This window comes from Microtetraspora glauca (genome assembly GCF_040656155.1).
Classification (GTDB): domain Bacteria; phylum Actinomycetota; class Actinomycetes; order Streptosporangiales; family Streptosporangiaceae; genus Microtetraspora; species Microtetraspora glauca.
The window spans coordinates 1-23,772 of sequence record NZ_JBFALK010000010.1 but is presented as its reverse complement, the minus strand read 5'-3'; the positions used below and the strand labels follow the sequence as shown (position 1 = coordinate 23,772).

At 71.2% G+C, this 23,772-nt stretch carries 23 protein-coding genes; 11 read left to right on the top strand and 12 right to left on the bottom strand.

The features are described 5' to 3' along the window. Position 1: 1 nt before the first annotated feature. Entirely contained in the window at positions 2 to 922 is a 921-nt protein-coding gene (locus AB0I59_RS18995) for an SDR family oxidoreductase (RefSeq protein ID WP_358134365.1), read from the bottom strand. Between the two features lie 99 nt (positions 923 to 1,021). On the opposite strand from AB0I59_RS18995, the gene AB0I59_RS18990 reads away from it, so the two are divergent. Then, a complete protein-coding gene (locus AB0I59_RS18990) occupies positions 1,022 to 2,482 on the top strand; it encodes an MFS transporter (RefSeq protein ID WP_358134362.1) in 1,461 nt (486 codons plus the stop codon). A 29-nt stretch (positions 2,483 to 2,511) separates the two neighbouring features. On the opposite strand, the gene araA is transcribed toward AB0I59_RS18990, so the two are convergent. From araA to AB0I59_RS18950, 8 genes are all read right to left on the bottom strand, one after another. Further along, the gene (gene araA / locus AB0I59_RS18985) at positions 2,512 to 4,005 is read right to left on the bottom strand and encodes an L-arabinose isomerase (protein WP_358134359.1); all 1,494 of its coding nucleotides are present in this window, start codon (positions 4,003 to 4,005) and stop codon (positions 2,512 to 2,514) included. After that, complete coding sequence (locus AB0I59_RS18980; protein WP_061257981.1) at positions 4,002 to 4,664, bottom strand: L-ribulose-5-phosphate 4-epimerase; 663 nt, start codon at positions 4,662 to 4,664, stop codon at positions 4,002 to 4,004. Before AB0I59_RS18980 ends, araA begins: the two co-directional genes overlap by 4 nt. Next, a complete protein-coding gene (araB, locus tag AB0I59_RS18975; RefSeq protein WP_358134355.1) occupies positions 4,661 to 6,310 on the bottom strand; it encodes a ribulokinase in 1,650 nt (549 codons plus the stop codon). Before araB ends, AB0I59_RS18980 begins: the two co-directional genes overlap by 4 nt. A 47-nt stretch (positions 6,311 to 6,357) precedes the next feature. Next, the gene (gene yjfF, locus AB0I59_RS18970; RefSeq protein WP_358134353.1) at positions 6,358 to 7,344 is read right to left on the bottom strand and encodes a galactofuranose ABC transporter, permease protein YjfF; all 987 of its coding nucleotides are present in this window, start codon (positions 7,342 to 7,344) and stop codon (positions 6,358 to 6,360) included. After that, positions 7,341 to 8,387 (bottom strand): ABC transporter permease, encoded by a 1,047-nt coding sequence (locus AB0I59_RS18965; protein ID WP_358134350.1) that lies wholly within the window; start codon positions 8,385 to 8,387, stop codon positions 7,341 to 7,343. Before AB0I59_RS18965 ends, yjfF begins: the two co-directional genes overlap by 4 nt. Continuing rightward, the gene (locus tag AB0I59_RS18960) at positions 8,384 to 9,895 is read right to left on the bottom strand and encodes a sugar ABC transporter ATP-binding protein (protein ID WP_061257977.1); all 1,512 of its coding nucleotides are present in this window, start codon (positions 9,893 to 9,895) and stop codon (positions 8,384 to 8,386) included. The genes AB0I59_RS18965 and AB0I59_RS18960 overlap by 4 nt, the downstream gene beginning before the upstream one ends. Before the next feature lie 91 nt (positions 9,896 to 9,986). Continuing rightward, entirely contained in the window at positions 9,987 to 10,970 is a 984-nt protein-coding gene (locus AB0I59_RS18955; protein ID WP_061257976.1) for an ABC transporter substrate-binding protein, read from the bottom strand. Between the two features lie 72 nt (positions 10,971 to 11,042). After that, positions 11,043 to 12,029, bottom strand: coding sequence for a LacI family DNA-binding transcriptional regulator (locus AB0I59_RS18950; protein WP_061258153.1), 987 nt, complete (start codon positions 12,027 to 12,029; stop codon positions 11,043 to 11,045). A gap of 448 nt (positions 12,030 to 12,477) precedes the next feature. Between AB0I59_RS18950 and AB0I59_RS18945 the strand changes: the two genes are divergently transcribed. Then, positions 12,478 to 12,876 (top strand): VOC family protein, encoded by a 399-nt coding sequence (locus AB0I59_RS18945; RefSeq protein WP_358134346.1) that lies wholly within the window; start codon positions 12,478 to 12,480, stop codon positions 12,874 to 12,876. Positions 12,877 to 13,010: 134 nt separating this feature from the next. Here AB0I59_RS18945 and AB0I59_RS18940 read toward each other — a convergent pair whose 3' ends face one another. After that, entirely contained in the window at positions 13,011 to 14,351 is a 1,341-nt protein-coding gene (locus tag AB0I59_RS18940) for an aminotransferase-like domain-containing protein (protein ID WP_358134344.1), read from the bottom strand. Between the two features lie 116 nt (positions 14,352 to 14,467). On the opposite strand from AB0I59_RS18940, the gene AB0I59_RS18935 reads away from it, so the two are divergent. The 9 genes from AB0I59_RS18935 to AB0I59_RS18895 all read left to right on the top strand — a co-directional run bounded on the left by AB0I59_RS18935 (position 14,468) and on the right by AB0I59_RS18895 (position 22,215). Beyond that, complete coding sequence (locus tag AB0I59_RS18935; RefSeq protein WP_358134341.1) at positions 14,468 to 15,118, top strand: LysE family translocator; 651 nt, start codon at positions 14,468 to 14,470, stop codon at positions 15,116 to 15,118. 205 nt (positions 15,119 to 15,323) lie between these two features. Further along, complete coding sequence (gene sigJ, locus AB0I59_RS18930) at positions 15,324 to 16,190, top strand: RNA polymerase sigma factor SigJ (RefSeq protein WP_082777189.1); 867 nt, start codon at positions 15,324 to 15,326, stop codon at positions 16,188 to 16,190. Positions 16,191 to 16,289: 99 nt separating this feature from the next. Further along, positions 16,290 to 16,730, top strand: coding sequence for a carboxymuconolactone decarboxylase family protein (locus AB0I59_RS18925; RefSeq protein WP_358134337.1), 441 nt, complete (start codon positions 16,290 to 16,292; stop codon positions 16,728 to 16,730). A gap of 110 nt (positions 16,731 to 16,840) precedes the next feature. Further along, on the top strand, positions 16,841 to 17,680 hold the full coding sequence (locus AB0I59_RS18920) for a DUF1963 domain-containing protein (protein ID WP_358134335.1): 840 nt from the start codon (positions 16,841 to 16,843) through the stop codon (positions 17,678 to 17,680). Positions 17,681 to 17,866: 186 nt separating this feature from the next. Next, the gene (locus AB0I59_RS18915; protein ID WP_061257969.1) at positions 17,867 to 18,442 is read left to right on the top strand and encodes a biotin transporter BioY; all 576 of its coding nucleotides are present in this window, start codon (positions 17,867 to 17,869) and stop codon (positions 18,440 to 18,442) included. Continuing rightward, positions 18,439 to 19,821, top strand: coding sequence for an AMP-binding protein (locus AB0I59_RS18910; RefSeq protein WP_358134332.1), 1,383 nt, complete (start codon positions 18,439 to 18,441; stop codon positions 19,819 to 19,821). Before AB0I59_RS18915 ends, AB0I59_RS18910 begins: the two co-directional genes overlap by 4 nt. Then, the gene (locus AB0I59_RS18905; RefSeq protein ID WP_358134329.1) at positions 19,818 to 20,942 is read left to right on the top strand and encodes a thiolase family protein; all 1,125 of its coding nucleotides are present in this window, start codon (positions 19,818 to 19,820) and stop codon (positions 20,940 to 20,942) included. Before AB0I59_RS18910 ends, AB0I59_RS18905 begins: the two co-directional genes overlap by 4 nt. Next, a complete protein-coding gene (locus tag AB0I59_RS18900) occupies positions 20,939 to 21,613 on the top strand; it encodes an energy-coupling factor ABC transporter ATP-binding protein (protein ID WP_061257967.1) in 675 nt (224 codons plus the stop codon). Before AB0I59_RS18905 ends, AB0I59_RS18900 begins: the two co-directional genes overlap by 4 nt. Next, positions 21,610 to 22,215, top strand: a complete 606-nt coding sequence (locus AB0I59_RS18895) for an energy-coupling factor transporter transmembrane component T family protein (RefSeq protein ID WP_358134326.1) — start codon at positions 21,610 to 21,612, stop codon at positions 22,213 to 22,215. The genes AB0I59_RS18900 and AB0I59_RS18895 overlap by 4 nt, the downstream gene beginning before the upstream one ends. Positions 22,216 to 22,258: 43 nt before the next feature. Here AB0I59_RS18895 and AB0I59_RS18890 read toward each other — a convergent pair whose 3' ends face one another. Both AB0I59_RS18890 and AB0I59_RS18885 read right to left on the bottom strand, forming a co-directional pair. Continuing rightward, the gene (locus tag AB0I59_RS18890; RefSeq protein ID WP_358134323.1) at positions 22,259 to 22,672 is read right to left on the bottom strand and encodes a YchJ family protein; all 414 of its coding nucleotides are present in this window, start codon (positions 22,670 to 22,672) and stop codon (positions 22,259 to 22,261) included. Between the two features lie 68 nt (positions 22,673 to 22,740). Beyond that, positions 22,741 to 23,772 (bottom strand): COG1470 family protein (locus tag AB0I59_RS18885; RefSeq protein WP_358134320.1); only part of this gene is annotated, 1,032 nt, incomplete at its 5' end.

Sequence of the window (23,772 nt, the reverse complement as noted above, 5' to 3'; positions counted from 1 at the left end):
GTCACGCCTCCCTGTCCGGAATCTCGCCGTTGGTGAGCGCGTTGGACGCGGCCTTGGCGACGAGGCCGGGGACGACGTCGCCGAGTTCGGCCGGGTCCCACCGCGCGCCCTTGTCCACGCCGGGTCCCGCGTGCCAGCCCTCGGCCACGCTGATCATGCCGCCGCGTACGTTGAAGACCCTCCCCGTGATCTCCCTGGCCTGCTCGCTGGCCAGCCAGACCACCAGCGGCGCGATGTTGTCGGGCGCCGCGGGGTCGAAGCCCTCGACAGGGGGCCGCCCGCCGGGGATGAGCCCCTCGGTCATCCGGGTGAGCGCGGCGGGGGCGACCGCGTTGACGGTCACCCCGTAGCGCCCGAGTTCCCGGGCGGCGATGATCGTCAGAGCGGCGATGCCCGCTTTGGCCGCACCGTAGTTGCCCTGTCCCGGATTGCCGTAGATGCCGGAGGACGACGTGGTGTTGATGACGCGGGCGTCCACCGGGTCGCCCGCCTTCGCCCTGCCCCGCCAGTACGCGGCGGCGTGCCGCAGCGGAGCGAAGGTGCCGCGCAGGTGGACCCTGATCACGGCGTCCCACTCCTCCGGCGTCATGTTGACGAGCATCCGGTCGCGCAGGATGCCCGCGTTGTTGACGAGGACGTGCAGGTCGCCGAAGTGCTCGACGGCCATCCTGACCAGACGTGACGCACCGTCGAAGTCGGAGACGTCCTCGCCGCTGACGACGGCCTCGCCGCCCATCGCCCTGATCTCCTCGGCCACCTCGCCCGCCGCTCCGGTGGAGGAGCCGGTGCCGTCGGTCTCGGCGCCCAGGTCGTTCACGACGACCTTGGCGCCCTGGCGCGCGAACTCCAGGGCGTGCCCGCGCCCGATGCCGCGCGCCGCACCGGTGACGATCACTACGCGGCCTTCCATGATCCCGCTCATGCCAAGCTCCCTTGACCAGACCTCGATGTGAATACGATTCTAGTATTGGAGTCTAGAAATTTACAGAGAGGAGCCGGTCATGATGCGGCTCGCCGGACGATGACCACCACATCCGGGACGGTCCCGGCGCGCGTCGGCGAGCGAGAGCGGCTCCGCCACGCCTGGCGGACGCTGTCGGTGGTGAGCATGGCCAGCGTGCTCACCGCGCTCGGCGGCAGCGCCCTCAACATCGCGCTCCCCCAGGTCGTACGGCACACGCACGCGAGCGCCGACGCGGCGAGCTGGATCCTGCTGGCCTTCCAGCTCACGACCACCGTCCTCATGGTCCTGTTCGGACGGCTCGCCGACATGTACGGCCGCCGCGCGATGTATTTGGGCGGCCTGGCCACGTACACCGTCGCCAGCCTGCTGGCCGGCCTCGCGCCGGACGCATGGCTGATCGTGGGCCTCCGGGTCGTGCAGGCGGCGGGTGGGGCCATGCTGCTCACCAACAGCGCAGCCCTGGTCACCGACGCCTTTCCCCGGTCACGGCTCGGCGAGGGCATGGGCGTCTACACGGCGTCGTTCTCCATCGCCCAACTCGTCGGGCCGACGCTCGGCGGCCTGTTCACCGAGCACCTCGGCTGGCGCTGGGTGTTCTGGTACAACGTGCCGATCGGCGTCGCCTGCCTGGTCTGGGGGTTCGTCGCACTGCGCCCCGGCCGCCCGCACAGCGGTGAGCGAGGACTCGACCTGCCCGGCAGCGCGCTCGTACCGGCCTGCCTCGGCGGCCTGCTGCTCGCGCTCTCGGAGGTGACCCGGCTCGGGTGGGGGCATCCGGTGGTGGTGTCGGGCCTCGTCGTCTTCGCCGTGACCCTGCCGCTGTTCGTCGTCCGCGAGCTGCGGGCCCGCCACCCCGTCGTGGACATCCGGATGTTCCGCGACCTCCCGTTCGCGTTCGGAACGCTGGCGTCCCTGCTCAACTCGGTCGCCGGCGTCGGAGTGGTCTTCCTCATCTCGCTCCTGTTCCAGGCCGTCCACGGCGAGGACCCGGTGCGGGCGGCGTTGAAGGTGCTCCCGCTCTCGGTCGCGGCCATGTCGGCGTCGGTGGCCTCGGGTTTCCTGCAGAGGAAGCTCAACCCGCGCACCGTGGCCGCCGTCGGCACCGCCCTGTCCACGGCGGGCCTGGCCGGACTGCTCTGCCTGATCTCCCCGACCGTCTCCTACGCCCCGATCTCCGTCGCCCTCGTGCTGATCGGCGTCGGCTCCGGGCTGTTCCTGCCGTCCAACACCACCGCGATCCTGCACGGGCTGCCCGCGAACCGGCTGGGGATCGTCAACGCCATGCGGCTGATGCTCCAGAACACCGGGATCGTCGTCGGCACCGCCCTGGTCCTGTCGATCATCACAGTCCCGCTGCCCGCCGAGCTGCACGACCACGTCTTCGCCGGAACGCTGTCGACCGTCTCGGACACGGCGGTCGACCAGCTCATCACGGGCTACCGCTGGGCGCTGGCGTGCATGACGGCCATCTCCGCGCTGGCCGTGCTCACCTGCCTCATCGGAAGGCGAGCACGCTGACGGCCGGGTGCCGGCGACGCCGTCCGGTGTCAGAGGCCGCGGGCGAGGCGGTGGTAGGCCTGGTTCCAGCGCAGCTCCTTGGCGAACTGCCGGGGCGTGGTGTCGGCGTCGATGACGAGCAGCTCCACGCCGAGCATGTCGGCGAAATCGGTGAGCTCCTCGGCGCCGACCGCCGCCGACAGGACGGTGTGGTGCGGGGCGCCGGCCGTCAGCCACGACTCCGTCGAGGTGCGCAGGTCGGGCCGGGGGCGCCAGACCGCGCGGGCCACCGGCAGCCTCGGCAGGGGCTCCGGCGGGGCGACCACGTCGATCTCGTTGGCCACCAGCCGGAACCGGTCGCCCATGTCGGCCAGCCCCACCACGACCGCCGGACCGGGCTCGGCGTCGAACACCAGCCGCACCGGGTCCTCGCGGCCGCCGATGCCCAGCGGGTGGATCTCGCAGGACGGCGTGCCCGCCGCGATCGTCGGGCAGACCTCCAGCATGTGCGCGCCGAGGATGAGCTCCTCCCCCGGCGTCAGGTGGTACGTGTAGTCCTCCATGAACGAGGTGCCGCCCGGCCGCCCCTCCGACATCACCTTCAGGGTCCGCAGCAGCACCGACGTCTTCCAGTCGCCCTCGCCGCCGAAGCCGTACCCGTCCGCCATCAGGCGCTGTACGGCGAGGCCGGGGAGCTGGCGCAACCCGCCCAGGTCCTCGAAGTTGGTGGTGAACGCCCGGAACCCGCCACCGTCGAGGAAGTGCCGCAGGCCGAGCTCGATCCGCGCCGCGTACCGGAGGGACGCGTGCCGCTCGCCGCCCTCCCGCAGCTCGGGCGCGAGCCGGTAGAGCTCGTCGTACTCGCGCGTCAGCGTGGTCACGTCGGCGTCGGAGGCCGCGTCCACCACAGCGACCAGGTCGTTGACCCCGTAGGTGTTCACCGAGACCCCGAACCGGAGCTGCGCCTCCACCTTGTCGCCCTCGGTCACCGCCACGTCGCGCATGTTGTCGCCGAACCTGGCCAGCTTCAGCGAGCCCACCTCGGCCCGGCCGGCCGCCGCCCGCGCCCACGCCCCGACCCGCGCGGCCACGGAGGGGTCACTCACGTGCCCGGTCACGGTCTTGCGCGGCACGCCGAGCCGGGACTGGACGTGGCCGAACTCCCGGTCGCCGTGCGCGGCCTGGTTCAGGTTCATGAAGTCCATGTCGATGGAGCTCCACGGCAACTCCACGTTCGCCTGCGTGTGCAGGTGCAGCAGCGGCTTGCGCAACGCGTCCAGCCCGGCGATCCACATCTTGGCCGGGGAGAACGTGTGCATCCACGCGATCAGGCCGCCGCACTCGTCGTCGGCGTTCGCCTCCAGGCACACCCTCCGGATGGCTCCGGCGTCGGTGAGCACGGGCCGCCACTCCAGTTCGTACGACGACGTCTCCCCCAGGGCCTCGCCGAGCGCGGCGGCGATCCGCGTGGACTGCTCGGCCACCTGCCGCAGCGTGTCCTCGCCGTACAGGCCCTGGCTACCGGTCAAGAACCACAGCTTCACAGGTGACTCCTCTGTCCATAGACGTGCTGATAGCGGTGATGCAAACGGTCGATGTCCTCGGGCGCGATCGGCAGCGGATCGCCGAGCTGCCGGGCCACGTGCACGGTGCGGGCGACGTCCTCGCACATCACGGCGGCCTTCACCGCCGACGTGGGCGAGTCTCCGACGGTGAAGACACCGTGGTTGCGCATGAGCACGGCGGGCGACCGATGGCCGGACAGCGTCTCGACGACGCCCTTGCCGATGTCGTCGCCCCCGATCAGCGCGAACGGGCCCACGGGGATCTCACCGCCGAACTCGTCGGCCATCGCGGTGAGCACGCACGGGATCGCCTCCCCCCTGGCCGCCCAGGCGGACGCGTACGTGGAGTGGGTGTGCACCACGCCGTTCACCTCCGGCATGTACCGGTAGACGTACGCGTGCGCGGCCGTGTCGCTGGAGGGCGAGAGCGTTCCCTCCACCACGACGCCGTCGAGGTCGCACACCACGATCGACTCCGGCGTCAGGTCGTCGTAGGACACCCCGCTGGGCTTGATGACGAACAGGTCCTCGCCGGGCACCCGGCCGGAGACGTTGCCCGCCGTCCACGCGACGAGGCCGTACCGCACCAGCTCGGCGTGCAGGCGGCACACGGTCTCCCGCAATTCCCTGATCATCATGCGCCGGCCTCGTTCCTGATCGCGCGGAGCCGGTGCAGCAGCCCGCCGTCCGCGAAGTGGTCGTGCAGCCGGCGGTACTCGGCGTACAGCCGGTCGTAGGCGTCGGCCCGCTCGGGATCGGGCACGTACGCGCCGGCGCGCCGCTTGCCCATGGCCGCCGCGGCGGTCGTGATGTCGGCGTACTCGCCCGCGGCGACGGCGGCGTGGATCGCCGAGCCGAGGGCCGGCCCCTGGTCGCTGCCGATCGCCGACAGCGGGCGGCGCAGCACGTCGGCGTACGTCCGCATAAGGAAGGAGTTCCTGAGCAGGCCACCGGCGACCACGAACTCCTCCACCGGCACTCCGGCGGCCTCGAACGTCTCCACGATGATCCGGGCGCCGAACGCGGTGGCCTCGATGAGCGCCCGGTAGACGTCCTCCGGCCGGGTGGCGAGCGTCTGGCCGACGACCACGCCGGACAGGTCGTGGTCGACCAGCACCGAACGGTTGCCGCCCTGCCAGTCGAGCGCGACCAGCCCGTGCTGCCCGACCTCCTGCTCGGCCGCGAGCGAGGTCAGGTACTCGTGCGGGCCGAGCCCCCGCTCGGCGGCCCGCTCGGCGTACGCGGCGGGCAGGAAGTTCTCCACGAACCAGGCGAAGATGTCACCGACGGCGGACTGGCCCGCCTCGTAACCCCAGAGGCCGGGCACGATACCGTCCCGCACCACCCCGCACATCCCCGGCACCTCGGCGAGCCGGTCCGACGGCATGATGTGGCAGGTCGAGGTGCCCATGATGGCGACCATCTGGCCGGGCCGCACGGCGTCGGCCGCGGCGGCAGTGACGTGCGCGTCGACGTTGCCGACCGCGACCGCGGTCCCCTCGGGCAGTCCCGTCCACCCGGCGGCCCGCGCGGTCAGCCGACCGGCGAGACCGCCGAGCGGCGCGAGCTTCTGGCCGAGCTTGCCGGTGAAACCGGCGAAGTCGGGGTTCAGCGCGGCCAGGAAGTCCTCGGAGGGGTAGGCGCCGTCCTGGTGGATGCCCTTGTATCCGGCCGTGCAGACGTTGCGGCTCTCCACACCGGTCAGCCGCCAGACGATCCAGTCGGCCGCCTCGATCCAGCGCTCGGCCCTGCCGTACGTCTCGGGATCCTCGTCGAGGACCTGCAACGCCTTGGCGAACTGCCACTCCGAGGAGATCCTGCCGCCGTAGCGGGGCAGCCAGGGTTCACCGCGCTCGGCGGCCAGCACGTTGATCCGGTCCGCGTGCGGCTGGGCCGCGTGGTGCTTCCAGAGCTTCGGCCAGGCGTGCGGGCGCTCGGGGGTGATCTCGCACAGCGGGGTGCCGTCGGCGGTCGCGGGCAGCACCGTGCAGGCGGTGAAGTCGGTGCCGATGCCGACGACCCGCGACGGGTCGACTCCCGAGGCGGCCAGTGCCTCGGGCACGGCCGTGCGCAGCACGTCGATCCAGTCGCCCGGCGACTGGAGCGCCCAGTCGGGGCCGAGCCGCGCGCCGCCGCCGGGCAGCTCGTCCTCGATCACCCGGTGGGCGTACTCGTGGACCGCGCCGCCCAGCTCGGCGCCGTCGTCGACGCGGACGACGACGGCGCGGCCGGACAGCGTGCCGAAGTCGACGCCGACGACGTAGCGCTCGCTGTTAGCGTTCACACATCACTCCAAACGGGAGAAGGGAGAGGTACCTGCCGCGGTGCCCGCTACCTGCGGCGGGCGCCGATCAAGCGCTGCAGCAGGATGAAGGCGAACAGCAGCAGACCGATGAAGATCTTGGTCCACCAGGAGCTCAGCGTGCCCTCGAAGCTGATGATCGTCTGGATCAGCCCGAGTACGAGCACGCCGAGCACCGTGCCGAGCAGGTATCCGGTGCCGCCGGTCAGGAGGGTGCCGCCGATGACGACGGCGGCGATCGCGTCCAGCTCCATGCCGACCGCGTGCAGGCCGTACCCCGACAACATGTAGAAGGACAGCAGCAGGCCGCCGAGAGCGGAGCAGAAGCCGCTGATCGTGTAGACGGCGATCTTCGTCCGGGCCACCGGCAAACCCATGAGCAGCGCGGACTGCTCGCTGCCGCCGGTCGCGTAGACGTTGCGGCCGAGCCGCGTGTAGTGCAGCACGTACGCCGCCGCCAGCACGACCACGGCGGTGATCAGCACGCTCGGCGAGACCCACATGCCGCCGCCGAGCTCGATCCGGCTCTGGGCGAACGCCGTGAACGTCGCGTCCTCGATCGAGATCGAGTCGGTGCCGATCGTGTAGCACAGGCCGCGGGCGAGGAACATCCCCGCCAGCGTCACGATGAACGGCTGGATCTCGAAGTAGTGGATGATCGCGCCCATCCCCAGGCCGAGCACCGCGCCGATGGCGAGCACCAGGGCGATCACCGCGTACGCCGGCCAGCCGTGCTGCAGCAGCACGGCCGAGATCATCGTGGCGAGCGCGACCACCGAACCGACCGACAGATCGATGCCGCCGGTGAGGATCACGAACGTCATCCCGACGGCGACCACCAGGAGGAAGGCATTGTCGATGAAGACGTTGAGGATGATCTGCCCGGTGGCGAAACCGTCGTAGCGGATGCCGCCCGCCACGAACATCGCCATGAACAGGGCCGCGGTCACCAGGACCGGGATGTACTTCCGCGGGAGCGTACGGCGTCCGGCAAGCGGGCCGGTGGTGCTCGTCATGCCGTGACCGTCGCCTTCTCTTCGGCCGCCGGGCGCGCCGATGTGGGGCGCCCGCGGCCGTGGAACACCTTCTCCCGGAAGGCCGGGGACTGGAGCAGGCAGACGATCGTCACCACGAGCGCCTTGAACAGCAGCGTCGTCTCCGGCGGGACGCCGATCGAGTAGATGGTGGTGGTCAACGTCTGGATGATGAGCGCGCCCAGCACCGTGCCGCTGAGGGAGAACCGGCCACCGGCCAGCGGGGTGCCGCCGATGACGACGGCGAGGATCGCGTCGAGCTCGATCCACAGGCCCGCGTTGTTGCCGTCGGCGCTGGAGACGTTCGAGCTGATCATCAGGCCGGCGACGCCCGCGCACAGCCCGCAGAACGCGTAGACCATCATGAGCACGCCGCGCGCGCTGATGCCCGCGAGGCGGCTCGCCTCGGCGTTGCCGCCGACCGACTCGATCAGCAGGCCCAGCGCCAGCCGCCGGGTGAGGAACGCGGTGAGGGCCAGCACCGCCGCCACGATGATGATCCCGAACGGCAGCGTCAGCCAGTAACCGCCGCCGATGAGCTTGTACGGCGAGCTGTTGACGGTGATGATCTGCCCGTCGGTGACGAGCTGGGCCAGGCCGCGACCGGCGACCATCAGGATCAACGTCGCGATGATCGGCTGGATGCCGATCCCGGCGACGAGGAAGCCGTTCCACGCGCCGAGGACCAGCGACAGCGCCAGCGCGAGAACCACCGCCCCCAGCACACCGCCGGTCGAGTTCTGGTCGCCGAGGTCGCTGATGCGCAGGCAGGCCAGCGCGCCGGAGATCGCGACGACCGAGCCGACCGACAGGTCGATGCCGCCGGTGGCGATGACGAGCGTCATGCCGAGCGCGACGAGGATCAGCGGCGCGCCGAAGCGGACGATGTCGACCAGGCTGCCGTAGAGATGGCCGTCCTTGATCTCGACGCTGAAGAAGTGGTCGGTGAACACCAGGTTCAGCAGCAGCAGCGCGGCCAGGATGACCGCCGGCCAGAACAGGCGGTGTCTCAGGAACCGGCTCATGATCGGGCTCCGCTCGCGATCGTCTCCGTCAGGGTGTCGGTGGTCAGCCCCTCGTCGTTGTCCAGCTCGGCGACGAGCCGGCGGTCGCGCAGCACGCCGACCTTGTGGCTGAGCCGCAGCACCTCCTCCAGCTCGGCCGAGATGAAGAGCACGGCCATCCCGCCGTCGGAGAGCTCCGCGACCAGACGCTGGATCTCGGCCTTGGCGCCGACGTCGATGCCGCGGGTGGGCTCGTCGAGGATGAGCAGGCGAGGTTCCATGATCAGCCAGCGCGCCAGCAGCACCTTCTGCTGGTTGCCGCCGCTGAGGTTCCTGATGAGCTGGTCGGGGTCGGCCGGCCGGATGTTCAGCGCGGCGATGTACTTGTCGGCCAGCTCGTCCTGCCTGCGTCGCGGGATGGGCCTGGTCCAGCCGCGCGCCGCCTGGAGGGCGAGGACGAGGTTCTCCCGGACGGTGAGGTCGGGGATCAGTCCCTCGGCCCGCCGGTTCTCCGAGCAGAAGGCCAGCTTGCGCCGCACCGCCGCGCGGGGCGTACGCAGGCTGACGGGCTCACCGCCGATCTTCACCGAGCCGCTGCCCGCGTGGTCGGCGCCGAACAGCAGCCTGGCGACCTCGGTGCGACCGGAGCCGAGCAGCCCGGCCAGGCCGACGACCTCGCCCTCGTGGATCGTGAGCGTGAACGGGCGGACGGACCCGGCGCGCCCCAGGTCCGCGGCCTCGACCAGAGGCGCGCTCTGGCGGGCGAGCGGCCTGCCCTCCAGACTTTCGAGGTCGGCCAGCTCGCGGCCGATCATCTTGCCGATCAGGTCGACCTGGCCGAGCTCGCGGGTGAGGTACTCCCCCACGAGCTTCCCGTTGCGCAGGACGGTCATCCGGTCGGAGATCTCGTAGATCTGGTCGAGGAAGTGGGAGACGAACAGGATCGCGATCCCCTGGTCCTTCAGCCGCCGCATCACCCGGAAGAGCTGGGCCACCTCGCCGGCGTCCAGGCTGGAGGTGGGCTCGTCGAGGATGAGCACCTTCGCGTCGACGTCCACGGCCCGCGCGATCGCGACCATCTGCTGGATCGCCAGCGAGTACGACGCCAGCGGCGCCGACACGTCGATGTAGAGGTCGAGTCGGGCGAGGATCTCCGCGGCCCGGCGGCGCATCGTCGTCCACTGGATGCGACCCAGGCGGCGCGGCTCCCGGCCGATGAAGATGTTCTCGGCCACCGAGAGGTTGGTGCAGAGGTTGACCTCCTGGTAGACGGTGCTGATCCCCGCCTGCTGGGCGGCGAGCGGGCTGGAGAAGGCGACCCGCCGTCCCTCCAGCTCGATCTCGCCGGCGTCGATGTCGTAGACGCCGGTCAGCACCTTGATCAGTGTCGACTTGCCGGCGCCGTTCTCCCCCATCAGCGCGTGGACCTCGCCCGGCAGGAGCCGGAAGTCGACACCGTCCAGTGCCTTCACGCCGGGGAACTGCTTGCCGATCCCGTTCATCCGCAGGATCGGCGCGGGTACGGCCATGCGGCGCCCCTCTCGTCCTCGTGGCCGGACCGCCTCGCGCGGAGGCGGTCGCGGCGGCCGGGCCGTCCGGTGAGGGACGGCCCGGGGCCGGTCAGTACTTGCGCGTGGGCAGAGCCTGCTTGGCCTGTTCCTGGGTGAAGGCGGTCTCCTCGGTCACCACGCGGGCGGGCACCTGCTCGCCCTTGACGACCTTCTTGGCGAGGTCCATCAGCTGGGTGCCGAGCAGCGGGGAGCACTCGACGATGTAGTTGATCTTGCCGTCGGCGAGTGCCTGCATGCCGTCGTGGACCGCGTCGATCGTGACGATCTTGATGTCCTTGCCGGGCACCTTGCCCGCGCCCTCGATCGCCTCGATGGCGCCGAGGCCCATGTCGTCGTTGTGCGCGAAGAGCACGTCGATCTTGGGGTTGGACTTCAGGAAGGCCTCCATGACCTCCTTGCCCTTGGCGCGGGTGAAGTCGCCGCTCTGCGAGGCGATGATCTTGAACTTCGGATCGGCCGAGACGACCTCCTGGAAGCCCGCCTTCCGGTCGTTGGCGGGCGCCGATCCGGTCGTGCCCTGCAGCTCGACGACGTTCACGGTGTCCGTGCCGTCCTTGTACTCGTCGACCAGCCACTTACCGGCCTTGCGGCCCTCCTCCACGAAGTCACTGCCGAGGAAGGTCTTGTAGAGGCTGGTGTCCTTGGAATCCACCGAACGGTCGGTGAGGATCACCGGGATGTTCGCGTTCTTGGCCTCCTTCAGCACCGTGTCCCAGCCGGACTCGACGACCGGCGAGAAGGCGATGACGTCGACCTTCTGCTGGATGTAGGAGCGGATCGCCTTGATCTGGTTCTCCTGCTTCTGCTGCGCGTCGGAGAACTTCAGGGTGACGCCGGCCTCCTTCGCCGACTCCTGGACGGACTTGGTGTTGGCGGTGCGCCAGCCGCTCTCCGCGCCGACCTGGGCGAAGCCCATGGTGATCTTGCCGTCTCCGGAGCCGCCGGAGCCGCCCGAACCGTCGCTGCTCCCGCACCCGGCCATCGTCAACGCGGTGGCACCGACCAGGAACAGTGCCGAGATCCTCTTCAACACTGGGGGGTCCTTTCTTATTGTTAGCGCTAACACCACACAGCCGGTAGAGCGCTTCTTCTCGATTCCGTACGGCTAGCGCAAGGGCGAGGTGCTGGCCCTGGCGATGAATTGGGGAGGCACGACGAGACGCTCGTGCAACGGACCACCTGACTGGATCTGCCGGACCAGCAGGTCGATGCTGCGCCTGCCGACCGCCCCGAAGTCCTGCCTGATCGTGGTGAGCGGCGGGGAGAAGAACTCCGACTCCGGTATGTCGTCGAAGCCCACGATGCTGATCTGCTCGGGGACCTTCACTCCTTCCTCCGTCAGGGCGCGCAGCACGCCGAGCGCCATCTGGTCGTTGGCGACGAACACCGCGGTGACGCGGTCGGCCATCGCGGCCAGGCGCTTGCCCGCCCGGTAGCCCGATCGGGGGCTCCAGTCGCCGGCGAGCACCTCGGGGACCGGCCGCCCGGCCGCGGTCAGCACCGCGCGCCAGCCCTCGGTCCGCCCCTCGGCCTCCAGCCAGTCGGCCGGCCCGCTGACGTGCCAGACCGTCTCGTGCCCGAGGTCGAGCAGGTGGAGGGTCGCCAGCCTGGCACCCTCGACCTGGTCGACGCTGACCACCGGGACGTCGCCCGCGTGACCGCCTTCGACGGCCACCGCGGGCATGCCCGCCGGCAGGTCGTCGAGCGCCCGAGCCGCCGAGCGTTGCGGCGCGACCACGACGACGCCGTCGACGCCCTGCTCGGCCAGGTAGCCGATGGCGTCGGTCACCCCGGCGCGGTCGATCGTCCGCAGGCTCACGATGCTCACGAAGTAGCCCGCGGCCCTGGCGGCCTGCTCGATGCCGTAGACCGTGCTCGCCGGGCCGTACAGCGTCGAGTCGAAGCTGACGACGCCCAGCGTGCGCGAGTGCCTGGTGACCAGCGCCCGGGCGACGAGATTGCGGCGGTAACCGAGTTCGTCGATGGCCCACATGACCCGGGTGCGGGTCTCCGCGCGGACGTTCGGATGGTCGTTGAGGACGCGCGAGACCGTCTGGTGCGACACCCCCGCCAGTTTGGCCACGTCGGCCATCACGGGCGGGCGCTGCTCGGCGTTCGGTCCCACCGGTTACTCCTCTCAACGGCCTGGAAAGACTGTGAGCGTTAACACGATCCACCGTCAAGATGGCCCGGGGTCACGGTCCGGTTACGCCGAAACACGGACGTAACGCCTATTGACGTCGGCTACGCCTAACGCCTTAACTGAGGGCCGATTCCCGCTTGTTGACGCTAACTCCATCATGCTCGGAATGTGAACGCTCACATCACTCGGAGGAGCCACCCACGATGAGAAGGAAGGCCTGGTCGCAGAAGGCGGTGAGGCCGTGGTCACCATGCCCACGAGCGGCCTGAGCGACGTGAACTCGCTCACCGAGCCCAGATCAGTGAGCCTTTTCGTGCGGCCTAGGGCTATTGACTGAGTGCGAAGGGGGTCCCTCGCCCGATGCCGGGTCGATCGATGCGTTCCTACCATGGCCCGCATGGAGATTCCCGAGCATTACAAATACGCGGTCATCCCCCACATCATGGTCGACGGGGCCGCAGAGGCGATCAAGTTCTACGTCAAGGCGTTCGGTGCCTCTGAACTCTTCCGGCTCGACGGGGATGGTGGGCGGATCGTCCACGCCGAGATCAGCGTCCAGGGCTCCACTCTCATGCTCGGCGACGCCGACGCGCCGTTCTCGCCCACTGGTGAGGGCGGCGCGTCCGTTGCCCTGCACGTCTACGTGCCGGACGTGGACGCGCTGACCGCCCAGGCCGTGGCCGCCGGGGCTGAACTTCTCTCCTCTCCGACCGACATGCCCTACGGTGCCAGGCAGTCGATGCTTCGTGACCCGTTCGGCCACATCTGGATTTTCCTGACCCCTATCGTCGCCTGAGCCAGGAGGCCGCGAGGCCGCGCCGCGGCGCGCCGCCCTCCCCCGCGGGTCGCCCGGCTTTGTCAGCGAGCCGTTTCCCCACCTGGTGGGGGAGCCCTCCCGGCACGACGCCGGACCGATGAGTTGGAATGGGCTCAGTCATCCATCGCGTCCTCGGGGGTACCGCGAGCGAGCCCGGCCAACACGTCCAGCGCGTACGACAGGGTCTCCACGGGCGGGGAGGCGAGGCCGAGCCGTACGGCGTTGGGCGCGCTCCTCGACCCGACGACGAACGAGGCGGCGGGTGTGACGGCGATCCCCCTTCGCGCCGCGGCGGCGACGAAGGTCTCGGCCCGCCACTGTTCCGGCAACTCCCACCAGCAGAAGTAGGCATGCGGGTCGGCTCGTACGGTGAAACCGGCGAGTCTTTCCGCCGCGACCCGCCGCCGCGCGGCCGCGTCGGCCCGCTTGGCCTCGGCGACGGCGGCCACGGTGCCGTCGGCCGCCCACCGGATGGCCGCGTCAAGGGCGAACCGGGACGCGGTCCAGGCCCCCGAACGCAGCGCGGTGGCGACCCGGTCGGTGTGCCCTGCGGGTGTCACGGCGAAGCCCGCGGTCAGACCGGGCGCCAGCCGCTTGGAGAGGCTGTCGATGAGGATCACGTGGTCCGGGGCCAGAGCGGCGAGCGGCGGCGGCGCGCCGTCGTCAAGGAACGCCCAGATGCCGTCCTCGATCGCGCACACGTCCAGCTTGCGCAGCGTACGGGCGACCTGCTCGCGCCGTGTACCCGGCATGGTGACGCCGAGCGGGTTGTGCAGGGTCGGCTGGAGATAGACCGCGCGCAGCGGAACGCCGCGATGCGCGGCGGCGAGCGCGTCGGGGCACAGCCCCTCACCGTCGATCGCCAGGGGGACGGGCGTCACGCCGAGACGGTGCGCGATGGCCTTCACCACGGGATAGCTGAGCGCCTCCACTCCGAGACGCTCCCCCGGCGGCACGAGCGCGGCAACGGCGGCGGCGATCCCCTGTCGTCCGTTGCCCGCGAACAGCACGCGGGCGGGGTCCGGCTCCCAGCCCGCCCGGCCGAGCAGTCCGGCGGCCGCCTCACGGAACGCGGGCGTTCCCGCCGCCCCGAGCGGCTGTAACGCGGCCCCGAGCACGTCGGGCCGGAGCAGCGGACCGAGCCCCTGGGAGAGTAGCGCGGACTGGCCGGGCGCCACGGGATAGTTCAGCTCCAGGTCGATCCTGGCCGTGGCGGGCTCGGCGAGCGAGGGACCGGGCAGCGGCCGCGCCGCCCGTACGAAGGTGCCGCGGCCGACCTCGCCCACGACGAGACCGCGCCTGGCGAGTTCGCTGTAGACGCGGCTCGCGGTCGAGTTCGCGATGCCGCGCCGCCGCGCGAACGCGCGCTGGGGAGGCAGCCGGTCTCCGGGGCGCAGGTGGCCCGCCGCGATCTCCGCCGCCACCTCGTCGGCGACGAGCCGGTACTCCTCCATCACACCTCACTACATTTACGAGATTGCACCGAGAGCAATATAACTATTGCACGCGGAATTGCTCGCACCATAGCCTCGGATCATCGACGGGCCGATATCCGGGGAAAGCGAGCGACATGGTCAGCAACACCGCTCTCGCGGGCATCGCCGCGGTGGCACTCGGGATAGTCCTGTCACCGGGACCCAACATGATCTATCTGGTCTCCCGCTCGATCACCCAGGGACGCCGCGCCGGGTTGATCTCGCTGGCGGGCGTGGCGGCCGGCTTCCTCGTGTACGTCGCCGCGGTGGCGGCGGGCATCGCGGCCGTCTTCACGCTGGTGCCGGTGCTGTACACCGCGATCAAGCTGGCCGGCGCCGGGTATCTGCTCTGGCTGGCCTGGCAGGCGGTACGCCCCGGCGGCGTGTCCGCCTTCGCGCCCAAGGAGCTGCCCGTGGACCCACCACGCAGGCTGTTCACGATGGGGCTGGTCACCAACCTGCTCAACCCCAAGATCGCGATCGTGTACGTGTCCGTGCTTCCGCAGTTCGTCGATCCCGGGCGCGGCCACGTCGCCCTGCAGAGCCTGCTGCTCGGGCTCACCCAGATCGGCGTCGCGCTGACGGTCAACGGGCTGATCGTGCTGACCGCGGGCACCGTCGCCGCCTTCCTGGCCCGGCGGCCGAGGTGGTTGAGCGTCCAGCGCTACATCATGGGCACGGTGCTCGCCGGGCTCGCGGTCCACCTCCTGGCCGACCGCTCCGCCGCCACGCCCCTCAGGCCGTAGACGCGTCCGACGCCACGGTTCATCAGGAGCGGCAGAAGTCACTGCGGATGCGCTGGAGAAACGCCTCTTCGGTGCCGCGTTTTCGCCCGCCGTTAATAATCAAGCCGAAAAGAGAAATACACATGGCCCCGAAATCGGGCGGTCCGTTCCGTCCGGAGCCCGCTGCCGCGTCGGGCCGGTCCGGCGCCGCTTGTACGGTCTGTGTGTGACCGAGGAAGAGTGGATCCAGCACCGGCCGGCGGTTTTCGGGGTGGCCTATCGGCTGCTCGGCGGGGTCGGTGACGCCGAGGACGTCGCGCAGGACGTCTGGCTGCGCGCGGCCGCCGCCGACCTGTCTGGGGTCGAGGATCTGCGCGCCTGGCTGGTGACCGTCGCCGCCCGCAGGTCCTACGACATCCTCCGGTCGGCGCGGGTGCGGCGTGAGACGTACGTCGGTCCGTGGCTGCCGGAGCCGTTGCTGACCGGCCCGGACGCCGCGGAGCCGGTGCTCGTCGACGAGTCGGTGAGCATGGCGATGCTCGTCGTCATGGATCAGCTCACGCCGCCCGAGCGGGTCGCGTTCGTGCTGCACGACGTCTTCGAGGTGCCCTTCGAGCGCATCGCCGCCGTGCTCGGCGTCACCCCCGCCGCCGGCCGCCAGCTCGCCTCGCGGGCGCGGCGCCGGGTGGGCACGGCGAAGCAGCGGCCGCGCGCGAGTCGCTCGGAGCAGGAGCGGGTGCTCGCGGCGTTCCGTGCCGCGTACGAGGAGAGCGATCTGAAGGCCCTGGTCGAGCTGCTGCATCCCGACGCGGTGTACGTCACCGACGGCGGCGGCAAGGTCTCCGCCGCACGTAAGATCATTTCTGGTGGTGAGCGGATCGCCATGGTACTGTCCCGCGTGTCCCGGCGGTGGGGACGTGGGCTCTTTCCTCTCGTTCTCCGCGAGGTGGGCGGAGAGCCCGCGCTGGTGGCGTTCCGAGACAAGCGGATTACGCTGGTCGACACCTTCGACGTCGCGGCCGACGGCCGGATCCTGGCGATCCGGCGGGTACTTAATCCGGACAAACTTCCGCAAGTCGGCCCGACGCGCTGACTCTTCGCGAATCTTTCCTGCCGAGAGCCGTCACATCGGCGGGCGCCGTCTCGTCTTCCTGGCGATAACCGGAAAGAGACTGAGAGAGGCGAAAGCACGATGTCACGCTTGAACATCGCAGAGTCGGCGCCCGAGATGTACAAGGCGTTCCTCCAAGCGGAGCAGGCGATCCAGGAGGGGCCGCTGCACGCCACGGTCCGCGAGCTCGTCAAGATCCGCGGCTCGCAGCTCAACGGCTGCCTCTTCTGCGTGGACATGCACGTCCACGAGGCGCTGCGACTCGGCGAGACGCAGGATCGGATCTACCAGTTGTCCGCCTGGCGGGAGTCGGAGCTGTACACCGATGCCGAGCGGGCCGCGCTGGCCTACACCGAGGCCGTCACAAAGCAGCCGGACGGCGTGTCGGATGAGGTCTGGGACGCGGTGGCCGCCGCGTTCAAGCCGGAGGAGGCCGCGTACCTGGTCGCCCAGGTGGCGCAGATCAACCTGTGGAACCGCATCGCGGCCCCCATGCGCACGCGTCCTCCGAAGCGGGGCTGACGAGCGCGATGTCGTCGCGGGCGGCGGCTCGCCACCGCCCGCGACGGCCCGCGTAAGGACGCCGCTCTCGGCACGAAGGTTGTGTCGTACCCGTGGGGCAGGATGGCGGCATGACGGACTGGAGCGGTGACGTCGCGGAGTTCGTGCGAGAGGAGCTGCCCTCGGCGACAGCGGAGCGGCTGGTCGGGTTGTTACGGCCCGCCATCCGGCTGTCGGCGGCTGAGGACGGAGAGATCGTGGTCGGGCGGCTCGGGGGCGTCGCCAAGCTGCCGGACGGTATGGCCTGGCCGTCGCGCGCGAACGGAGCTTGGCCGATGTCGTTCGTCGCCGAGCTCGACTGCGGAAAGCTGGCGGGTTACGAGGTGGACATCGCTCTTCCCGACACCGGCACGCTGCTGTTCTTCGTCGCGGCCGAGGTGGAGGAGTCCCACGTGATCTACGTGCCGTCGGGGACCGCCGTCGCCGAGCGGGCCGCGCCCGACGACCGCGCCCACGTGTACTCCGAGCTGCCGCTCGCCGCGTCCACCGAGCCGAGCTGGCCGGAGCGGAACCATCCGGCTCTGGTGGACGTCTTCGGGAGCCTCGAAGCGGCGGAGGAGGCGGTGTGGGACCACGTGCTGGACGAGGCCACCGGCGAGACCTTCGCCCAGGAGCTCACGATGTACGAAGGCGCGTGGGAGGCCGGGCCGCCGCATCAGGTGGGCGGGTACTCCGACGCGCTCCAGAGCCCGGTCGAGGCCATGGTGGCACATGCCGCCGGCACCGGCTCGTACGGCGATCCGGCCTTCCAGGAAGAGGCGCGACAGTGGGTCACGCTGCTGCAGGTGGCCGAGGACACCAGGGCCGGGATGGTCTGGGGTGACGGCGCGTACCTGATCTGGAGCATCCGCAAGGATCACCTGGCCGCGCGCGACTTCGCCAAGGTTCATGTCTACATCCAGGGCCACTGACCGAGTTGAGCCGGCGTACTTCCACTCACCTGCTACGCCGGTGGCCGTGGGCGTCTACGCGAGCAGGCTCAGGGCGTAACGTCGCGGTCTCGCCGTGACGAAGCCGCGACGCCGCGGCGACACGGGATCGGAGCACGGCCGGACCAGCCGCCTTTCCTATCGGGACCGGGGGATATCGTGTCTGTTGTGTCAGGTTCCCGTGCCCCCCTCCCTGCCACCGCCCTAGCGCAGACGGTCGTCTTCGCGGCCTTCATCGCGGTGCTCGGAATCTTTCCCGGGCTCTACGTCGGCGGCTCCGGCGTGCCCATCGTGCTGCAGAACGCCGGGCCACTGCTGGCCGGCGGCATCCTGGGCCCCCGCCGTGGCGCCATGTCCGTCGTGCTGTTCCTGGCACTGACCGCGATCGGCCTGCCGCTCCTGTCCGGCGGGCGGGGCGGCGTCGGCCCCTTCGTGGGCCCGAGCGGCGGATTTCTGCTGGGATGGATTCTCTCCGCCCTGGTCACCGGTCTGATCGTGGCTCGGGCGAAGCGTCCGCGGCTGCCGGTGCTGCTGCTCGCCAACGCGGCCGGGCTGGTCGCCGACTATCTGATCGGCGTCCCGTTCCTCGGCGTGTACACCGGTGACCTGCCGGCCGCCGCGGTCCAGTCGCTGGTGTTCCTGCCCGGGGACATCGCCAAGGTGGTGGCCGCCGCGCTGATCGCCGCCGTACTGCACCGCGCCCTGCCCGGCCGGCTGGCGGGATCGGCCGAACGGTCCGCATGACGCTCGCCACACCGCCGATCGTCGGCCCTGGTGCCGTACCCGCCGATCTGCTCGCGCGGGCACACGGGGCCGCCCGGTGGCTGGCCGCGCACCGGATCGCCGAGGGGTCACGTGTGGCGGTGGACTCACCCGACCCGCTGCCCTGGTTCCTCGGCGCGGATCTGCTCGGCGCGGCCTGCCTGGTGGCCGAGCCGACGTGGACGCCACGTGAGCGTGACGCGGTTCTCGCCGACGCGCGCCCGGATCTGGTCGTCACCGGCGTCGCGAAACCCCTCCCGGAACCCCTCCCGGAGTCCGTCGCACACGCGTCCGCCCGGGATGCCGGGCACGTCGGGGATACCAGGAATGTCGGGGACGTCGGCGTCGCACCGGCCGGGGACGACGGCACCTTCTTCTACCTGCCGACCACCTCGGGCAGCAGCGCACGGCCCAAGGTCCTGATCCGTACCCGCCGGTCGTGGCTGCGCAGCTTCGCCGCGCTCGGCCCGCTTCCCGGCCCGGTGCTGATCCCCGGCCCGCTCAGCTCGTCGCTGTTCCTGTTCGGCGCCCTTCACGCTCTGTGGTGCGGACACAGGGTCCAGTCGCTGTCGTGCTGGGAACCGGAGCGCGCCGCCCTGGCCGCGCAGCGGGCCGCCACCGTCCACCTGGTCCCCGCCATGCTGGCGGGGCTGCTCGCCGTACTGGAGCGGAGGCCCGATTTGCGGGAGGGTTGCGCCCTGCGGACGGTCGTCTGCGGCGGCGCGCACCTCGGCGACGACACGCGTGAGCGCTTCGCCCGGCTGCTGCCCGGAGCCGAACTGATCGAGTACTACGGCTCGGCCGAGCACTCGCTGATCGCGCTGCGGCGCGGCACGGACGGCCTGCGCCCCGTCCCCGGCGTACGGCTCGACGTCCGGGACGGCCTGCTGTGGGTCAGCTCGCCACTGGCGTTCAGCGGCCGGCTTCGCGGCGGCACGTTCCACCCGGCCGAAGACGAGTGGTCCACCGTGGGCGACCAGGTCGAGCTGGACGGCACCGGCGCCCTGACCGTACGGGGCCGGGCCGGGGCGGTCGTGTCCAGCGGCGGCAAGCTGGTGGCCGCGGAAGAGGTCGAGGCGGTGCTGCGCACCGTACCCGCGGTGACTGACGTGCTGGTCACCGGAACGCCGCATCCGACGCTCGGCGCGATCGTGACCGCCGTGATCGAGACCACCGCGGACGGCCCGCCCACGCTACGTGAACTCCGCGCGGCGGCGCGGGCCGGTCTCGAACCCGGCAAGCGGCCACGCCGCTGGCTGGCGACCGAGGCGCTGCCCAGAACCGCCTCGGGCAAGCCCGCCCGCGCCACCGTCGCCGAGCGGTTGCGGGACGGCACGCTCGCCGCGGAGCCGATGCGGTGAACGCCGACCTGACACCGGTCGTCGTGGCGGCCAGGCGGACCCCGATCGGCAACGCGGGCGGCGCGCTGCGCCACTTCACCGTCGACGAACTCGCCGCGCCGGTGCTGCGGGGCGTGCTCGACGACTCCGGGCTGGGCTCGGTGGACGACGTCCTGCTCGGCAACGTCTTCGGGCCGGGCGGCAACCCGGCCAGGATCGCGGCGCTGCGCGCCGGTCTCCCCGACAGCGTGCCGGGGGTGACGATCGACCGGCAGTGCGCCAGCGGCCTGGCCGCGATCACGCTGGCCGCCGCGATGATCCGCGCCGGGGAGGGCGAGGCGTACCTCGCCGGAGGGGTGGAGAGCGCCTCGACCGCGCCGCTGCGCGCGTGGCGCCCGGAGGGGGCGGGGGAACCGCCGCGCTACTACACGCGAGCTCCGTTCGCGCCCGCCGAGATCGGCGACCCGGACATGGGCCCGGCCGCAGATCTCGTGGCCGCCGAGGCCGGGATCTCCCGGGAACGGCAGGACGCCTTCGCCGTACGCAGCCACGCCCGCGCGGTGCGGGCGCAACTGACCGGCCGGTTCGCCGCCGAACTCGTCCCGGTCGGCGGCGTCGAGCGGGACGAACGCCCCCGCGCCGGGTTCACCATGGAACGGCTGGCCAGGTTCCCGCCCGCCTTCACCTCGGACGGCACCGCCACCGCGGCCAACTCGTGCGGGATCAGCGACGGCGCGGCGGCCGTGCTGCTGGTGAGCGAGACGCTGCGCCGCCGGCACGGACTGCCCGGCCTGCGGCTGCTCTCCTCGGCCACCTCGGCCGTCGACCCGAACCGGCTCGGCCTCGGCGCGGTGCCGGCGATGCGATCGGTGCTCGACCGCACACCGGACGTGGTCGAGTTCAACGAGGCGTTCGCCGGGCAGACGCTCGCCTGCCTCGACGGCGCCGGCATCGACGAGCACACGGTCAGCCCCGACGGCGGCGCGATAGCGCTGGGGCATCCCTGGGGAGCGTCGGGCGCCGTGCTGGTGGTCCGGCTGTTCGCCACGCTGGTACGGCTCCGCGGCTCCGGCTCCGGTCTCGCCGCGCTGTCCGCGGGCGGAGGTGTCGGCGTGGCGACAGCCTGGGAGGCGGTGTCGTGATCGAGTTCGAGGGTGTCGGGCACCACTACGGCGAGCGGGTCGTGCTGTCGGATGTGGACCTTCGGCTGCCCGAGCGGCGGGTGGCCTTCGTCGGTGCGAACGGCTCCGGCAAGTCCACCCTGGCCCGCATGATCAACGGACTGGTCCAGCCCGCCACCGGGCGCGTACTCGTGGACGGGCTCGACCCGAGCCGTGACGGCCGTGCCGTACGGCGCCGGGTCGGGTTCGTCTTCACCAACCCGGACAGCCAGATCGTGATGCCGACCGCGGGCGAGGACGTGGCGTTCTCGCTGCGGCGCGGCGGCCTGTCGAGGAAGGAGCGCGCCGAGCGGGCGGCCGAGGTGCTGGCCGAATACGGGCTGGGCGGTTACGCCGACCATCCCGCGCACCAGCTGTCCGGCGGTCAGAAGCAGCTGCTCGCACTGTGCGCGATGCTCGTGCTCGACCCTGACGTGCTGGTCTGCGACGAGCCGACGACGTTGCTCGACCTGCGCAACAAGCGGCGGTTCGTCGACCTGCTCGCCGGGTTGACGCAGCAGGTCGTCCTGGTCACGCACGACCTCGACCTGCTCGGCGCGTTCGACCGCGTCATCGTGCTCGACGGCGGCCGCGTCGTGGCCGACGACGAGCCTGAGCCCGCGCTGCGCCACTACAGAACGCTCGTCACATGATGATCGGCGGGTGGTACGAGCCGGGGTCGAGCCCGCTGCACCGGACCCCTGCCGGCGGCAAGTTCCTGGTCCTTCTCGGACTGGCCGCGGTGGTGTTCGTCCTGCGGTCGCCGGTCTGGCTCGGCGGGACCTGCGCCGTCGTACTCCTCGGGTACGGGGTGGCACGGGTCTCGCTCCGGCGCTGCGGGCAGCTCGCCCGTACGCTCGTGCCACTGGTGGTGTTCGTGTTCGCGCTGCAGTGGTGGCTGCTCGGCGCGGAGCAGGCGCTGGTGGTGTGCCTGCGGATCGTGGCCGCGTTGGCCGCCGCGAACCTCTTCACCATCACCACCAGGGTGGACGACGTGGTGTCCGCGGTGGAGCGCGCGCTGCGGCCGCTCGCCCGGTTCGGGGTCCGGCCGGACCGGATCGGACTGCTCATCGGGCTCACCCTGCAGGCCGTGGCCACGCTGTCCGGGGTCGCCGCCGAGGTACGGGAGGCCGCCAAGGCGCGTGGCGCGGAGCGTTCGGTGACCGCGTTCGCGGTGCCGTTCCTGGTCAGGACCCTGCGGCACGCCGACGAGCTGGGCGAGGCACTCGCCGCGCGCGGCGAAGGCGACGGCTGACAATGGTCAGCAGGTCCCGCGATTCCGCGCGCCCGGTGGCCGGTCAGATCGCTCCGGCGTACGTCCAGGCACCGGCGTGCCGGACGAAGCGACTGTGCTCCTCCATCTCTCCCGGCGTTCCATGGTCGACGTAATGGGCGCGGAACCGCACCGTGCCCTCGGTGTGGATGGCGCTGCCGCCCGTGGTCTCCAGGATCTCCAGGCGCGTCCACCGTGTCCCGCGGCCGAGGTCGACGCGCTCCGGACGGGTCGACGGGTGCCAGGTGCGCAGGAGATAGTCGGCGTCTCCGACGCTGAAGGCGCTGAACCTCGACCGCATCAACGCCTCCGCGGTCGTCGCGGCCGCCTCTCCCCGGTGCAGCCGTCCGCAGCAGTCGCGGTACGGCGCCGCCGCCCCGCAGGGGCAGGAGGAGGCGGGAGCGGGACGGGACTGGGAGCGTGCGCTGCGTCGGGGCATCCGCTCATTCTGCCCGGTGCCGCCAGTGCCCGGTCCACTGCCAGAAGCACGCCGTCGGATCCGAACGGCTACCGGTCCGAGGTCTCCCGCTCGCGAAGCGGCTGCTCGACAGCTTCTTGGACGCGGAGCTTGGTCTGACGACGGCGGCGGGCAACCAGAGCCGCGACGACGATCCCGCACAGGACGATGAGGCAAAGCAGCAGTGCCCAGGGGGCGGTCCAGGCGTGTGCGGTGCTCTCGACGGCGGCGAGCGGGGCGACCGAGCCCGACGCGTCGGTGAGCAGCGGGACGAGGGTGACCGTCCCCGCCAGTCTCAACACGGGAGCCACTCCGTGTACCGGCACGGAGACCTTCCAGGTGTCGCCCGGCAGCAGTTGCGGCGAGTCGTCGATCTGGGCCGCGTGGACGCCCAAGCGCCCGAAGGGGCCGGATACGGCCACCGCTTGCCGAGCGGTGAGGATGGCGTTGCCCGTGTTGCGGATCGTGTACGTGACGGTGGCGTCACCCTTCCCGAACGGACTGGGCGTGCCCGAGTAGCGCACGTGCATGTCCTCTACAGACAGGCTCGGCTTGAGCTCCCCACCCACGCGCAGACGGATCCGGATGCCGAGACGCCGGTCCCCATCGCTCCCGTCCGCTTCACCGGCCTGGGTCGGCGAGGTGACGATGCCGCCCATGTATTCGCCGGGCGCGGCGTTGTCCGGAAGAGCGACCGTGAACGGTATCTCGACCGACTCGCCGGGCCGGACCGTCACGTCGGACCGGTTCGTGTGGACCCACGCACCCACCCCTGCCGACTTCGCGTCCCTGGTGATCAGGTCGAGCCGGCCCTGCTTGGTGGTGAATCCGTCTGCGGCATAAACGACCATATGGAGCGGCGTTGTGCCGTGGTTGACGATCACGAGACCGTCATCGAGCCGCCCGCCCGGGTCGAGGGTGTAGTTGTAGTTCGGCCGGCCGGTCCCGAAGTCGCCCGAGGCCGTCGTGACCGCCCAGGAGACCTCACCGTCCGCCGCCGCGGCAGGTCCTGTCCCCACTCCGAGGAAGCCGAGCGCGGCGAGCAGCACCACGACGCCGGCCTGGGCGAGGGATCCGGCGGC